Source organism: Ferrigenium sp. UT5, from assembly GCF_045866295.1.
In the GTDB taxonomy this organism is placed as follows: Bacteria; Pseudomonadota; Gammaproteobacteria; order Burkholderiales; family Gallionellaceae; genus Sideroxyarcus.
In genome coordinates, this window is sequence record NZ_BAAFRY010000001.1 from 79,200 (window position 1) to 93,619 (window position 14,420).

12 protein-coding genes are annotated in these 14,420 nt (G+C 60.3%); 9 read left to right on the forward strand and 3 right to left on the reverse strand.

Features of this window, described 5'->3' with window-relative positions; all coding sequences use genetic code 11:
* The first annotated feature begins 5 nt into the window (after positions 1–5).
* Positions 6–854 (forward strand): M48 family metalloprotease, encoded by an 849-nt coding sequence (locus ACKTSJ_RS00420; RefSeq protein ID WP_407896280.1) that lies wholly within the window; start codon positions 6–8, stop codon positions 852–854.
* A gap of 66 nt (positions 855–920) precedes the next feature.
* On the opposite strand, the gene ACKTSJ_RS00425 is transcribed toward ACKTSJ_RS00420, so the two are convergent.
* On the reverse strand, positions 921–1,676 hold the full coding sequence (locus ACKTSJ_RS00425; RefSeq protein WP_407896282.1) for an alpha/beta hydrolase family protein: 756 nt from the start codon (positions 1,674–1,676) through the stop codon (positions 921–923).
* Positions 1,673–2,602, reverse strand: coding sequence for a DUF3179 domain-containing protein (locus ACKTSJ_RS00430; protein ID WP_407896284.1), 930 nt, complete (start codon positions 2,600–2,602; stop codon positions 1,673–1,675). The genes ACKTSJ_RS00425 and ACKTSJ_RS00430 overlap by 4 nt, the downstream gene beginning before the upstream one ends.
* A gap of 292 nt (positions 2,603–2,894) precedes the next feature.
* Between ACKTSJ_RS00430 and ACKTSJ_RS00435 the strand changes: the two genes are divergently transcribed.
* From ACKTSJ_RS00435 to greA, 4 genes are all read left to right on the forward strand, one after another.
* Entirely contained in the window at positions 2,895–3,749 is an 855-nt protein-coding gene (locus ACKTSJ_RS00435) for a formylglycine-generating enzyme family protein (protein ID WP_407896286.1), read from the forward strand.
* A 174-nt stretch (positions 3,750–3,923) separates the two neighbouring features.
* Positions 3,924–5,066 carry a glutamine-hydrolyzing carbamoyl-phosphate synthase small subunit gene (gene carA / locus ACKTSJ_RS00440; protein ID WP_407896288.1) on the forward strand — a complete coding sequence of 381 codons (1,143 nt, stop codon included), beginning with the start codon at positions 3,924–3,926 and terminating at the stop codon, positions 5,064–5,066.
* A gap of 95 nt (positions 5,067–5,161) precedes the next feature.
* On the forward strand, positions 5,162–8,380 hold the full coding sequence (gene carB / locus ACKTSJ_RS00445) for a carbamoyl-phosphate synthase large subunit (RefSeq protein ID WP_407896290.1): 3,219 nt from the start codon (positions 5,162–5,164) through the stop codon (positions 8,378–8,380).
* A gap of 12 nt (positions 8,381–8,392) precedes the next feature.
* Positions 8,393–8,869 (forward strand): transcription elongation factor GreA, encoded by a 477-nt coding sequence (greA, locus tag ACKTSJ_RS00450; RefSeq protein WP_407896292.1) that lies wholly within the window; start codon positions 8,393–8,395, stop codon positions 8,867–8,869.
* Between the two features lie 51 nt (positions 8,870–8,920).
* Here the strand turns inward: greA and ACKTSJ_RS00455 are convergent, their stop codons facing one another.
* Entirely contained in the window at positions 8,921–9,265 is a 345-nt protein-coding gene (locus ACKTSJ_RS00455; protein ID WP_407896294.1) for a YhbY family RNA-binding protein, read from the reverse strand.
* 36 nt (positions 9,266–9,301) lie between these two features.
* Here ACKTSJ_RS00455 and ACKTSJ_RS00460 point away from each other — a divergent pair, with 36 nt between their 5' ends.
* The 4 genes from ACKTSJ_RS00460 to glmM all read left to right on the forward strand — a co-directional run bounded on the left by ACKTSJ_RS00460 (position 9,302) and on the right by glmM (position 14,266).
* Positions 9,302–9,925: an RlmE family RNA methyltransferase gene (locus ACKTSJ_RS00460; protein WP_407896296.1), complete on the forward strand. Its 624-nt coding sequence runs from the start codon at positions 9,302–9,304 to the stop codon at positions 9,923–9,925.
* A gap of 55 nt (positions 9,926–9,980) precedes the next feature.
* Positions 9,981–11,879 carry an ATP-dependent zinc metalloprotease FtsH gene (gene ftsH / locus ACKTSJ_RS00465; protein ID WP_407896298.1) on the forward strand — a complete coding sequence of 633 codons (1,899 nt, stop codon included), beginning with the start codon at positions 9,981–9,983 and terminating at the stop codon, positions 11,877–11,879.
* A gap of 75 nt (positions 11,880–11,954) precedes the next feature.
* A complete protein-coding gene (folP, locus tag ACKTSJ_RS00470) occupies positions 11,955–12,839 on the forward strand; it encodes a dihydropteroate synthase (protein ID WP_407896300.1) in 885 nt (294 codons plus the stop codon).
* 71 nt (positions 12,840–12,910) lie between these two features.
* Positions 12,911–14,266 carry a phosphoglucosamine mutase gene (gene glmM / locus ACKTSJ_RS00475; RefSeq protein WP_407896429.1) on the forward strand — a complete coding sequence of 452 codons (1,356 nt, stop codon included), beginning with the start codon at positions 12,911–12,913 and terminating at the stop codon, positions 14,264–14,266.
* Positions 14,267–14,420 lie beyond the last annotated feature (154 nt).

Sequence of the window (14,420 nt, forward strand, 5' to 3'; positions counted from 1 at the left end):
GTGACATGAAAAAATCAGTACAGATGCTGTTGTTCTCACTGTGTTTGGTATCTGCCGGTGCCGGTGCATTCGATCTGGGGACGTTGAGAGGCAAGATCGATGCCGCTAAAGCATCCATCCCGCCCGTCAATCCGGAGATCACCGCAGCCATGAGGGAGTTCAAAGGCCACGACGAGCGCGAAGAGATCGCCATCGGTCGGCAGATTGCGGGCAACTTATTGGGCGCAGCCCCTTTGGTTAAAGACAACCGGTTGCAGAAGTACGTGAACCGCGTCGGTCGCTGGGTGGCGACGCAGAGCGAGCGTCCAGACCTTCCTTGGCATTTCGGTGTCATCCAGTCGGAAGACGTGAATGCCTTCGCCGCACCGGGCGGTTACATCTTCGTTACGCTGGGGCTGTACCGCATCCTCCAAAATGAAGCCGATCTGGCTGGTGTGCTGGGGCACGAGGTTGGCCATGTCATCCGTCAGCATCACCTGAAGATTTTGCAACAGAGCAGGCTGGTGGAGGCGGGCAGCAAAACCCTTTCAAAATCGGTCGGCGGCAACGACACGGTGCAACAACTCATCGGCAGTGGCGCAGAAATCGTTGCGCGCGGGTTGGACAAGGATGCCGAGTTCGAAGCAGACCGCATCGGGGTCGTGCTGGCGACGCGGGCGGGTTACGACGCCTACGGATTACCCGGCGTGTTGCAACAGATCGGTCACGCGGCGCAAGATGACGACCGGGTTGCACTGCTGTTTAAGACCCATCCCCTTCCTGAAGATCGGTTGAATAAACTCGACGAGGCGATGGGAGACCGTTTCGACCGCATCAAGGGGGTGACATTGAGTTCGCGTTTCCAGCGTCCGTAGAGGAGACACGTCGAAACAGTTTGTGCAGGGCGGTTTCGATCTGGAACGAGGGCCGAAGGCGCTGACTTACAGATGGCGTGTTGCCCACTGGCCAAGTATCTGCGCAACAAATTCAGCATCCGCCTTATTGCTGAGCATGTGGTCGGCCCGATCAAGCGCCATGAAGCTTTTGGGATGTTTGGCGGCCTTGAATATGGCCGCGGCATGATGGATGCCAACCACGGTGTCGATGGGGCTGTGGAAAATCAATAGCGCACAATGCAGGGAAGAAAGTTGCGATAGCAGCGAGTAGCTTTCGGCGTTCTCGATAAACTGTTGTGAAATCTCGAATTCCCGGCTGCCAATCTGCACATCGGCTTTCCCGTTGCGCTCAATTTCGGCACTGACGGCGGTGAACATTTTGGTGATGTGCGCGGGTTCGGAGGGGGCGCCCAGGGTTGCAACCGCCTTGACGGACTTTATTCTTGCGGCTGCGGCCAGTACGGCCGTTCCTCCCAGGCTGTGTCCGACGAGCAACGCGGGAGCCTGGTAATTTTCCGCCAGCCAATCTGCGGCGCACACCAGATCCTCGATGTTGCTGGAGAAATTCGACTGGGCGAAGTCTCCCGCAGACTGGCCAACCCCGGTGAAATCAAAACGCAGAACGGCGAAGCCCTGCTGGGTGAGCGTGCGTGCAATGCGGCGGACGACAGGGAGGTCTTTGGAGCAGGTAAAGCAGTGTGCAAAGATGGCCACTGCGCGCGCCCCGTGTTCCGGTTCATCGAGTTGTGCGGCGAGGGGGTGGCCGAGTGCTCCGATGAGATTGATTGATGTGGTTTTCATGGGGTATCCCGCGCCTCATTGCGCGAGGGGTGAGCAGGGGCGCGGAAAATTTCCGTATCGGGATGAAAGGCATACCAGGCAAACCAATAGGCGGCAATCACCGGAATTTCCGTGCCGGTTGCATCGGTTACCCTGACGGAGCGGTTATCCGGGTCGTAGTGCACAACAATTTCGGCGCTGCCAAGTTGTTCGTGCACCATACCCGGGGTCTTGGCCAATTCATCAAACGGGTAGGCTCTGAAATGGCCCTCGTGTTCCACGCCTGCCACCCAGGCTTTAGGGGGCAGCCGTTCATCCTGATGGGACACGGAAAACCAGATATTGCGGCTTTCCGCATAGCCATGGTAGGGATTGCGCGAATAGTCGCGTTGGAATCCTGTTGCGCGCGACAGGACACTGCTGTCCGGGAAACGTTTTTTCCAGTCTTGCCAATGCGTATGGGTCAACACGATGCGTTGCAGGCGGGTTCCCTTGAATTTTCCGGTCACTGCTTGCCCCAGAATTTGCGACCACAGCGACTCGGTCTCGCGATCGTAAATTAAAACATCACTGTTGTAGAGCAAACCGGAAACAGCGAAGCGCAATCTGCGCCCGTCCACTTCGCTCTTGAAGGCAACTCCGCTGCCGCATAGCGGGCAATAGGTCACGGTAACTGGCTCGTCGCCGATGACATCGTTGACGATCTCATGCCAGTTCAGAATGGCAACCGGATAGGCGCGAGCGATGCCATTGCGGTAAATGCCCAGCACGCGGTCATTCGCCTTGAGCCAATCCGTGTTTTTTGCCTCCGTGAAGCGCGGATGATCGAGGGTCGGGATGCTGTCGCGCGGCGGTCCGCCGCCCTCGATGGCGGTGAGCGGGATCAGCGCATTCTGCACCTCGAATCCATTCCAGGCCTCCGCTGCCGCGAAATGGCTCCAAATCAACAGTGCGCCAAGCATGACGCGGGCAAGATTCAAATTGCCAGCGAAAGATTCGACCCGATTTGCTTTAATAACATTAATTGCACACACTGGAAACCCCGGCGGATCGTTAAGAACAGTGGAACTGGCTGAACTGGCTGCGTAGTCGCGGACACGCTGCTTTTCTTACGCGCCCAGGGGGAGGTTGTCCGGATGCGGGCGAGGAGGACACATGCCTGGACAGAAAGGAAAATTTTGTGGCGCACGATGGGGGGCTATGCCGCAACAGAGTCGGTTGTACCTGCGGATTTTTGCGTTGAGCCTTTGCTGGGCCAACCCTGCGCACGCGGCTGGTGATGTGCCGCTGTTGCTCGAAATTCCCGCTGCGGCGTTTGTCGTGGGCTCGGATGCGGACGAACGCGAAGCGGCTTATCGCCTGGATGAATTGGCGTATCAGATGCCGCTGACCCGCGAGCAAGGCTGGTACAACGACGAATTGCCGCGCCGGACCGTGTACGGCGAAGCGTATTGCATCACGGCAACACCGATTACCAACCGGCAGTATGCGGCGTTTATTGCGGCGACACCCCATCGTTTGCCGGAGGTCGGACCCAAGACTTGGGCGTCCTATCGCCTGCGCCATCCCTTCGCAAGTACGCAACGGTTTTCCTGGAAGTCGCGTCTGCCGCCACCGGGGCGTGCCGATCATCCGGTGGTATTGGTCAGTCTTGGCGATGCCCGGGATTATGCGGCGTGGTTGAGTTTGAAAACGGGTGCACACTGGCGTCTTCCCACCGAATTCGAATGGGAAAAGGCGATGCGCGGTTTGGCTGGGCGTTATTTTCCGTGGGGTAACGCGTTTTCCGCAAACAATCTCAATAGCGCGGATGAGGGCCCATTCGATACCCTGCCCGTCGGCCGCTATCCCTCCGGTGCCAGCCCTTTTGGCGTGCTGGATGGCGCCGGACAGGTGTATGAATGGACAGCCACTCCGCAGGGTGCGGGGCGCAGCATTGTCAAGGGCGGCTCGTGGGACGATCGGGGTTGCGGGGTGTGCCGTTCCGCAGCGCGCCACGCGCGCCCGGATACCCTCAAACATATTCTGATCGGGTTTCGATTGGTGCGTGAAATTGTGCCGGATCACCGGCATTCAGGGTGTCAATCACCTTGATGCATGCCCATTTCTCCGCGTTGGTTCATGCCGGTGGTTGAGGCGCGGGTGCGTGCGGAGTTGAACGTGCGTTTGATGCACGCTGATGCATCGGTTATAATGCACCACAGTCCAAAGGCGGGATGAGCGCAACGTTCTTCCCGCTTCTTTATGTCCCGCTTGAAGGAGCACCCCGTGTCGCAAACGAAGCCAGCCATCCTAGTCCTAGCCGATGGAACGGTGTTTCGCGGCATTTCCATCGGGGCGGAAGGGGTGAGTGTCGGCGAAGTGGTGTTCAACACCGCCATCACCGGCTACCAGGAAATTTTGACCGATCCTTCCTACTGCAAGCAGATCGTCACGCTGACCTATCCGCACATCGGCAATGTTGGTTGCAATCCGGAAGACGTGGAATCGCGCCAGGTGTTCGCCAGCGGCCTCGTCATCCGCGACCTGTCGCAGACGGTGAGCAATTTCCGCGCGACCCAGTCCCTGCCAGAATATCTCAAGGCCAACAATGTAGTTGCCATCGCCGGCATCGATACGCGCAAGCTGACGCGCATCCTGCGCAGCAAGGGCGCGCAGAACGGCTGCATCGCATCGGGCGATGATGTCGAGGCGGCGCTGAAGGCGGCCAGGGGTTTCGCCGGACTGGCAGGCATGGACCTCGCGAAAGTGGTGACGTGCGACAAGCCTTACGATTGGACGCAGAAGAAATGGAAACTGGGTAGCGGTTACGGCGATGCCTCGGCGCCCGGCACCCAGCACTCGGCCCTGCATGTAGTGGCCTACGACTTCGGCGTGAAGCGCAACATCCTGCGCCTGCTGGCCGAGCGCGGCTGCAAGATTACGGTTGTCCCTGCCAAGACCGGCGCCGATGAGGTGCTGAAGATGAAGCCGGACGGCGTGTTCCTGTCCAACGGCCCCGGCGATCCGGAGCCGTGCGATTACGCGATTGCGGCGGCGAAGAAATTCCTCGAAGCCGGTGTGCCGCTGTTCGGCATCTGCCTTGGCCACCAGATCATGGGGCTGGCCTGCGGCGCCAAGACGGTGAAGATGAAGTTCGGCCATCGCGGCGCGAACCACCCGGTGCAGGACACCCAGACCAAGCGCGTGATGATCACCAGCCAGAACCACGGTTTCGCGGTGGATGCGACAACGCTGCCGAAGAATGCGCGCGTCACGCACATCTCGCTCTTCGACGGCACGTTGCAAGGTTTTGAACTGACCGACAAGCCCGCGTTCTGTTTCCAGGGGCACCCCGAGGCGAGTCCCGGCCCGCATGATGTGGCGCCGTTGTTCGGTAAATTCATCAAAATGATGGAAAACCAAAAATGAGCCACGGATTGACACGGACTTTCACGGATATGGCTTTCAATGCCTTTATCTGTGTTCCATCCGTGTTAATCCGTGGCTAACTTGAGTATTCAAGAATGCCAAAACGTAGCGACATAAAATCTATCCTGATCATCGGTGCCGGCCCCATCGTCATCGGACAGGCATGCGAGTTCGACTATTCCGGCGCGCAGGCGTGCAAGGCGCTGCGCGAAGAAGGCTACCGCGTCGTTCTGGTGAACTCGAATCCGGCCACCATCATGACCGACCCGGACATGGCCGATGCGACCTATATCGAGCCGATCACCTGGCAGATGCTGGAGAAGATCATCGCCAAGGAAAAACCGGACGCGATCCTGCCGACCATGGGCGGGCAAACCGCGCTTAATTGCGCGCTGGACCTGGCCAAGCACGGCGTGCTGGAAAAATACAAGGTCGAGATGATCGGCGCGTCGCGTGATGCCATCGACATGGCGGAAGACCGCGAAAAGTTCAAGCAGGCGATGACCAGGATCGGTCTGGCTTCGGCCCGTTCCGCCATCGCACACTCCATGGAAGAGGCGCTGCAAGTGCAGCAAGTGATGGGTTTTCCGACCATCATTCGTCCTTCCTTCACCATGGGCGGTTCCGGTGGTGGTATCGCCTACAACCGCGAGGAGTTCGTCGAGATCTGCGAGCGCGGTCTGGAGGCCTCGCCGACCAAGGAGTTGCTGATCGAAGAGTCGCTGCTGGGATGGAAAGAATACGAGATGGAAGTCGTGCGCGACCGCAACGACAATTGCATCATCATCTGTTCCATCGAAAACCTCGACCCGATGGGCGTGCACACCGGCGATTCCATCACCGTCGCGCCCGCGCAGACGCTGACCGACAAGGAATACCAGATCATGCGCGACGCTTCGCTGGCGGTGCTGCGCGAGATTGGCGTGGAGACCGGCGGCTCCAACGTGCAGTTCTCGATCAACCCGAAGGACGGGCGCATGGTGGTGATCGAGATGAATCCGCGCGTGTCGCGTTCCTCGGCATTGGCTTCCAAGGCCACCGGCTTCCCGATCGCCAAGGTCGCGGCCAAACTGGCTGTCGGCTACACGCTGGACGAGCTCAAGAACGACATCACCGGCGGCGCGACCCCGGCCTCGTTCGAGCCGACCCTCGACTACGTGGTGACCAAGATTCCGCGGTTTGCCTTCGAGAAATTCCCGCAGGCCAACGACCGCCTGACCACACAGATGAAATCGGTGGGCGAAGTGATGGCCATCGGCCGCACCTTTCAGGAATCGTTCCAGAAGGCGCTGCGCGGCCTGGAAGTGGGCGTGAACGGACTGGATACAAAATTCAGCGAGCGCGAAGCTGTCGTGTCCGAGCTCGGCAATCCCGGGCCGGATCGTATCTGGGCGGTGGGCGATGCCTTCCGTCTCGGCATGAGCGTGGAAGAGGTGTTCAACGCGAGTTCGATTGATCCCTGGTTCCTGGTGCAGATCGCCGACATCATCCGGCAGGAGCAGGCGTTGTCGGGCCACACGCTGGAGAGCATCACCGCCGATCATCTGCGTGCGCTGAAACGCAGCGGTTTCGCCGATGCGCGGCTCGCGAAATTGTTGGGAATTGATGATGAATCGGTGCGCGCCTATCGCCATGCGTTGGGGATACTTCCGGTGTTCAAGCGCGTGGACACCTGTGCCGCCGAGTTCGCCACCAACACCGCCTATATGTATTCGACCTACGAGGAAGAATGCGAAGCGCAGCCGACTGATAAAAAGAAGATCATGGTGCTGGGCGGCGGGCCGAACCGCATCGGGCAGGGCATCGAGTTCGATTACTGTTGCGTGCATGCCGCGCTGGCGATGCGCGAGGACGGTTTTGAAACCATCATGGTCAACTGCAATCCGGAGACCGTTTCGACCGACTACGATACGTCGGATCGTTTGTACTTCGAGCCGCTGACGCTGGAAGACGTGCTGGAAGTGGTTGCGGTCGAGAAACCCGTTGGCGTGATCGTGCAGTACGGCGGTCAGACGCCGCTCAAGCTGGCGCACGGTTTGGCCAAGAACGGCGTGCCCATCATCGGCACTACGGTGGATATGATCGATATGGCGGAAGATCGCGCGCGCTTCCAGGCGATGTTGCAGCAACTGGGGCTGAAGCAGCCGCCCAATCGCACCGCAAGCAATGCCGCCGATGCGGTGGCGGGTGCGGCCGAGATCGGTTATCCGCTGGTGATGCGCCCGAGCAACGTGTTGGGCGGGCGCGGCATGGAGATCATCCACGCCCAGCCGGACCTTGAGCGTTACATGCGCGATGCAGAAGAGTTGGCGAAGGTGTGGCCGGAGCGTATGCCCATCCTGCTCGACCGTTTCCTCAATGATGCGATCGAGGTGGATGTGGATGCGGTGTCCGACGGCCGGCAGGTTATCATCGGCGGCATCATGGAGCACATCGAGGAAGCGGGCGTGCATTCCGGCGACTCGGCCTGCTCGCTGCCCCCGCATTCGCTGTCTGCCGCATTGCAGGACGAATTGCGCCGCCAGACGGTGGCGATGGCAAAGGCGCTCAACGTGGTCGGCCTGATGAACGTGCAGTTCGCCATCCAGGGCAAGACGGTCTATGTGCTGGAAGTGAACCCGCGCGCCTCGCGCACCGTGCCCTTCGTGTCGAAAGCGAGCGGGGTGCCGCTGGCCAAGATCGCTGCGCGTTGCATGGCCGGCCAGTCGCTGGCCGCGCAGGGCATCACGAAAGAAATTGTCCCGCCGTATTACTCGGTGAAGGAGGCGGTGTTCCCCTTCATCAAATTCCCCGGCGTCGATACCATTCTTGGTCCCGAGATGAAATCCACCGGCGAGGTGATGGGCGTGGGGGCGACCTTTGCCGAAGCCTTCGTCAAATCCCAACTCGGTGCCGGCGTGAAATTGCCGAAGGCCGGCCGCGTGTTCATCAGCGTGCGCGAAGCCGACAAGACGGGAGCGGCGGAAGTTGCGCGCACCCTGAAGCAGCTCGGTTTTACCATTCTGGCGACACGCGGCACCGGTTCGGTCATCACTGCGGCCGGGGTGGAAGTGACCGTGGTGAACAAAGTGGCGGAAGGCCGCCCGCATATCGTGGACATGATCAAGAACGGCGAAATCAGCCTCATCGTCAATACCGTGGACAGCAAGCCGTCGGTGATGAAGGATTCCTATTCCATCCGGCATGCGGCGCTACAGGGCCGGGTCACCTATTACACCACCATGGCCGGCGCGCGCGCGGCCTGTCTGGGCATGCAATACCTGGCCGAATTGCAGGTCTATGACGTGCAGTCGCTGCACGCCCGTTTCCAATAAAGGAAGTAAATCATGAGCAAAATCCCATTGACGGTGGTCGGCGCTGAAACTTTGCGCCAGGAATTGCATCGGTTGAAGACCGTGGAAAGGCCGGCCGTGATCAATGCGATCGCCGAAGCGCGCGCGCAGGGCGACCTGTCGGAGAATGCCGAATATGAAGCGGCCAAGGAAAAACAGTCATTCGTCGAAGGCCGTATCGTCGAACTGGAGTTCAAGCTGGGCAGCGCGCTGATCATCGATCCGAAGACGCTGAATGCCGGCGGGCGCTGCGTGTTTGGCGCGACCGTGGTACTGGAAGACGTGACCAACGGCGATGTGGTGACTTACCAGATCGTCGGGGATGACGAGGCCGACATCAAACACCGCAAAATCTCCATCAGTTCACCGATCGCGCGCGCACTGATCGGCAAGACGGAAGGCGATATTGCCGAAGTGCAGGCGCCGGGCGGGATACGCGAATACGAAGTGGTCGAGGTGCAGTACATCTGAAGCGCGATTGCTGCGCCATGTTAGAGCAGAATTCGAGGCTGCTGCGCAAGGTCAGCGCCTGCCGGCGAGTTGTTTCTTGGTAAGCGGTTTGCCCCGGGGGCGTTTCGGCGCCTTGGCGATGGGCTTTTCCAGCGGGCGGTAGATGACCAGCGTCTTGCCGATGTGCTGTACCGCACCCGCCTTGAGCAGGGTGCATATCTCTTGCAACATGCCTGCACGCACTTCGCGTTCGTCGTGCATGACCTTGACTTTCAGCAAGTCATGGCTTTTCAGGCTGCGCTCGATTTCATCCAGGACTGCAGGGGTCAGACCGGCGTTGCCGATCATGACGATGGGTTTTAGCGCATGCGCGCGCCCCTTGAGTTCGAGGCGCTGGGAAACGGACAAAGTTAACATGATGACTTTCTTGAAAACAGGCGCGGATTCTAAACGATGAAGGCTTCCAAAACCAGCAAACAATGGATGATGGAGCATGTCAATGATCCTTATGTGCAAATGGCACAGAAGGACGGTTATCGGGCGCGCGCGGCTTACAAGTTGCTCGAACTGAACGAGCGCGATCATCTCATCAAGCCCGGCATGGCGGTGGTGGACCTGGGCGCAGTACCCGGCAGCTGGTGCCAAGTGGTGGCGCAGAAACTGGGGGCGCACGGCCGCATCATCGCGCTGGACCTTCTGCCTTTGCAGCCGCTGCCGCGGGTGGAGTTCATCCAGGGCGACTTCCGCGAGGAGGGCGTACTGGCGCAACTGGAGGAAAAACTGGGGGGGCGCCCGATCGACCTTGTAATTTCCGATATGGCACCCAACATGAGCGGCGTGAACTCGGCCGATCAGGCGCGCGCCCTCTATCTGGCGGAACTTGCGCTGGATTTCGCCGTCAAGCACCTCGCGGTCGGCGGCAATTTCGCGGTCAAGGTGTTTCAGGGGGCCGGTTTCGAGGATTACCTGAAGTCGATGCGCGGCCACTTTGCCAAAGTGGTTGCGCGCAAACCGAAAGCCTCGCGCGATCGCAGCAGTGAACAGTATCTGGTGGGGCTGGGCAAGCTTGAGAAATAAGCATGGACGTAGTCTAATGCCCCCTCGTTTTATCGCTCAATCATGAGGAGCAAGTGTGAATAATCTGTTCAAGAGTATCGGAATCTGGCTGGTTGTCGCGATGGTGCTAATGACCGTCTTCAACCAGTTCAATGCGCGCCAGCAAGCGACGGCGCAAGTGCAACTGGACTATTCGCAGTTCCTCGAGGCGGTGCGCGCGGGACAGATCGACAAGGTGACGATCGAGGGGCGCACCCTGAAAGCGGTGACCGCCGACGGCAAGCGCGTGACCAGTTTTGCCCCGAGCGACATCTGGCTGGTTTCCGACCTGCTGAAGAACGGGGTCAAGGTCGAGGCCAAGCCGGAAGAGGAGCAGGGCTTCTTCACCCAGATCTTCATCTCGTGGTTCCCCATGCTGTTGCTGATCGGGGTGTGGGTCTTCTTCATGCGCCAGATGCAGGGCGGCGGCAAGGGCGGCGCCTTTTCCTTCGGCAAGTCGCGCGCGCGCATGCTGGATGAAAACAAGGAGCGCTTCACCTTCGCTGATGTGGCCGGGTGCGATGAGGCCAAGGAAGAAGTTTCGGAACTGGTCGATTTCCTGCGCGACCCTTCCAAATTCCAGAATCTGGGCGGGCGCATTCCGCGCGGCGTGCTGATGGTGGGCAGCCCGGGGACCGGCAAGACGCTGCTGGCCAAAGCGATCGCCGGCGAAGCCAAGGTGCCGTTCTTCTCCATCTCTGGCTCCGATTTCGTCGAGATGTTCGTCGGCGTCGGCGCGGCGCGCGTGCGCGACATGTTCGAGCAGGCCAAGAAACACTCGCCCTGCATCATCTTCATCGACGAGATCGACGCGGTCGGGCGCCAGCGCGGCGCGGGACTGGGCGGCGGCAATGACGAGCGCGAACAGACGCTGAATGCGCTGCTGGTCGAGATGGACGGCTTCGAAGGGACGAGCGGCGTGATCGTGATTGCCGCCACCAACCGCCCGGACGTGCTGGATGCCGCCTTGTTGCGTCCCGGCCGTTTCGACCGCCAGGTGGTGGTGCCGCTGCCCGACATTCGCGGCCGCGAGCAGATCCTGATGGTGCACATGCGCAAGGTTCCCTGTGCGCCCGATGTGAACGCCAATGTGCTGGCGCGCGGCACCCCCGGCATGTCCGGGGCGGATCTCGCCAATCTGGTGAACGAGGCTGCGCTGTTTGCGGCGCGCCGGGGCAAGCGGTTCGTCGAGATGGACGACTTCGAGGCGGCAAAAGACAAGATATTCATGGGCGCCGAGCGCAAGTCCATGGTGATGCCGGAAGAGGAACGGCGCAACACGGCTTACCATGAATCGGGACATGCCCTGGTGGCCAAGTTGATGCCCAAGACCGATCCGGTGCACAAGGTGACCATCATTCCGCGCGGCCGGGCGTTGGGGCTGACCATGCAGTTGCCGTCCGAAGATCGTTACAGTATGGACAAGATTCGTCTTCTCTCGACGATTACCGTGTTGTTCGGCGGGCGTATTGCGGAAGAGATATTCATGAATCAAATGACCACGGGTGCTTCCAACGACTTCGAGCGCGCGACCGACATGGCGCGCAAGATGGTCACGCAGTGGGGGATGTCCGATGCGCTGGGTACGATGGTGTATGGCGAGAATGAAGGTGAAGTTTTCCTTGGCCGTTCGGTGACCACGCACAAGAACATTTCAGAAGCGAGCATGCAGAAGGTCGATGCCGAGATTCGGCGCATCCTCGACGAGCAATATGCGCTGGCGCGCAAACTGATCGAAGAGAACCGCGACAAGATCGAGGCGATGGCCAAGGCCCTGCTGGAATGGGAGACCATCGATGCCGACCAGATCGACGACATCATGGCGGGCAAGCCGCCGCGCCCGCCCAAACCGGCACCCGTGCAGCCCGCTGCACAGCCACCTAAGGATGAGACACCGACCGCGCCGGCCACCGGCGAGCCGGCACAGGAAACCTGAAAGCAGGAGCGAGGATCGGGGAATAGGCCACGGGCAGGGCGGCGGATTTTCCTCAATCCAGAATCCTCGAACCCGATGTCACTTCACTGCGGCAAATTCCAGTTTGACCTTGCGCGCCCTCTCGTGATGGGCATCGTCAACGTCACTCCGGATTCCTTCTCGGATGGCGGCCTTCATGCTTCCGCCGCAACTGCCATCGCACACGCGCACCGACTCATTGAATACGGCGCCGATATGCTCGACATCGGCGGCGAATCGACGCGTCCCGGTGCGGCGGAAGTCGGTGTGCAGGAGGAACTGGATCGGGTGTTGCCGGTGCTCGAAGGATTGCGCGGTGTTGCGGTGCCGCTCTCCATCGATACCTGGAAGCCGGAAGTGATGCGCGCCGCGCTGGCGGCGGGTGCAAGTCTGGTCAATGATGTGAATGCGCTGCGGGCGGAAGGCGCGCTGCAGGCGGTGGCGGCCAGCGCTGCTGCAGTGTGTCTGATGCACAAGCAGGGCAATCCGCAGACCATGCAGCAGCAACCGCACTATGCCGATGTCGTGGCAGAAGTGGGCGCTTTTCTGCGCGCACGCGTCGCCGCAACCGAGGCGGCGGGAATCGCCCGGAATCGCATCGTCATCGATCCGGGTTTCGGATTTGGCAAGACGCTGGCGCATAATCTTGCGCTGTTGCGCGACCTGGATGCCTTGTCTGCGCTCGGGGTGCCGGTGCTGGCCGGCTTGTCGCGCAAGTCCATGCTGGGGGCGATTACCGGGCGCGGCATCGGCGAGCGCGTCGCGGCCAGCGTGGCCGCCGCGTTGCTCGCGGTGCAGCGCGGTGCGGCCATCGTGCGCGTGCACGATGTGCGCGAGACGGTGGATGCGCTGAAGGTATGGCAGATAATTGATGAAAACCATTCACCACAGAGACGCAGAGACACAGAGCATACCCAAAGCAAAACAATCTCTGGCGTTTGAATCTGGAAGCGGGTGTTTTTGGTTTTCTCCATGTCTCTGTGGTGGGATGTTTAAAAGGGGCGGAATTTATGATGGGCAGGAAATATTTCGGTACCGACGGCGTGCGCGGCAAAGTGGGCGAGCATCCGATCACGCCGCAATTCGTGATGCATCTGGGTTTTGCCGCGGGCAAGGTTCTGGCGAGCGCGGAGCATGCGCAAGGCGAGCGTCCGGGCGTGCTGATCGGCAAGGACACGCGTATCTCCGGCTACATGCTGGAATCCGCGCTCGAGGCCGGGCTGATCGCGGCGGGCATCGATGTCTATCTGGCGGGCCCCATCCCGACGCCGGCGGTGGCGTATCTCACCCGCGCCCTGCGCTTGCAGGCTGGGGTGGTCATCTCCGCCTCGCACAACCCGTTCGAGGACAACGGCATCAAGTTCTTCTCCGGCAGCGGCACCAAGCTGCCGGATGCGATTGAGCTCGCAATCGAGGCTGAACTGGAACAGCCGATGCAGACCAACGCCTCGGAAAATCTGGGCAAGGCCAAGCGCATCGACGATGCGGTGGGGCGGTATATCGAATTTTGCAAGAGCACCTTTCCCAGCGAGATGAATTTGCGCGGCCTGAAGCTCGTGGTGGACAGCGCACACGGCGCGACCTACCACATCGCGCGCCATGTCTTCCACGAACTGGGGGCGGACGTGGTGGCCATTGGCGCCGAGCCGAACGGCCTGAACATCAACGACGGCTACGGTGCGACCAAGCCGCAAAACCTGCAAAAGGCCGTGGTCGAACACCAGGCCGATCTCGGCATCGCGCTGGATGGCGACGGCGACCGTCTCATCATGGTGGATGCCGCGGGCAAACTCTATGACGGCGACCAGTTGCTGTATGTCATCGCCCGGCATCGCCATGCCGAAGGCGCGATGAAGGGCGGCGTGGCCGGTACGCTGATGACCAACCTGGCGTTCGAGCACGCCATGCAGCATCTGGGCATTCCGTTCGCGCGCGCCAAAGTCGGCGACCGCTATGTGATGGAGTTGTTGCAGCAGCACGGCTGGCAGCTCGGCGGCGAAAACTCCGGCCACATCATCTGTCTCGACAAGCACAGTACGGGGGATGGCATTATTTCCGCGCTGCAAGTGTTGCATGCGCTGCGCATGAAACAGCAAACGCTGGCCGAGGCCGCAGGCGACCTGCAGATGTATCCGCAAGTGCTGATCAATGTGCGTGTCGGCGGCAAGACCGATTATGTCAATCATCCGGCTGTGAAACATGCGGTCGAAACCGCCGAAATCATGCTGGCAGGAAAAGGGCGTGTGCTGTTGCGTCCTTCCGGCACCGAACCGGTGCTGCGGGTAATGGTGGAGGGCGAGGACGTGGCCAAGGTGCGGTTGTGCGCGGAAAAGATCGCCGAAGCGGTCAGCAAGCTGGCTCAAGCCTGACGGGCATGGCAAATGTGCCGCCCATGATTGAAACCTGCCATGCCCGTTTCCACCTATCCAACTTTCCCCCGCAAGCAGGAGCAAGGGCGAACGGATCGCCCCGGTCCTTCTGTAATAATCCTGTCACATTGGGGCGCTAGGATGCCGCCCGTCA

Bases quoted from the DNA above. Each gene is read 5' to 3' on its own strand.
- ACKTSJ_RS00420 (WP_407896280.1), top strand. From the start codon at position 6: ATGAAAAAATCAGTACAGATGCTGTTGTTCTCACTGTGTTTGGTATCT.
- ACKTSJ_RS00425 (WP_407896282.1), bottom strand. From the start codon at position 1,676: ATGAAAACCACATCAATCAATCTCATCGGAGCACTCGGCCACCCCCTC.
- carB (WP_407896290.1), top strand. From the start codon at position 5,162: ATGCCAAAACGTAGCGACATAAAATCTATCCTGATCATCGGTGCCGGC.
- greA (WP_407896292.1), top strand. From the start codon at position 8,393: ATGAGCAAAATCCCATTGACGGTGGTCGGCGCTGAAACTTTGCGCCAG.
- ACKTSJ_RS00455 (WP_407896294.1), bottom strand. From the start codon at position 9,265: ATGTTAACTTTGTCCGTTTCCCAGCGCCTCGAACTCAAGGGGCGCGCG.
- ACKTSJ_RS00460 (WP_407896296.1), top strand. From the start codon at position 9,302: ATGAAGGCTTCCAAAACCAGCAAACAATGGATGATGGAGCATGTCAAT.
- folP (WP_407896300.1), top strand. From the start codon at position 11,955: ATGTCACTTCACTGCGGCAAATTCCAGTTTGACCTTGCGCGCCCTCTC.
- glmM (WP_407896429.1), top strand. From the start codon at position 12,911: ATGGGCAGGAAATATTTCGGTACCGACGGCGTGCGCGGCAAAGTGGGC.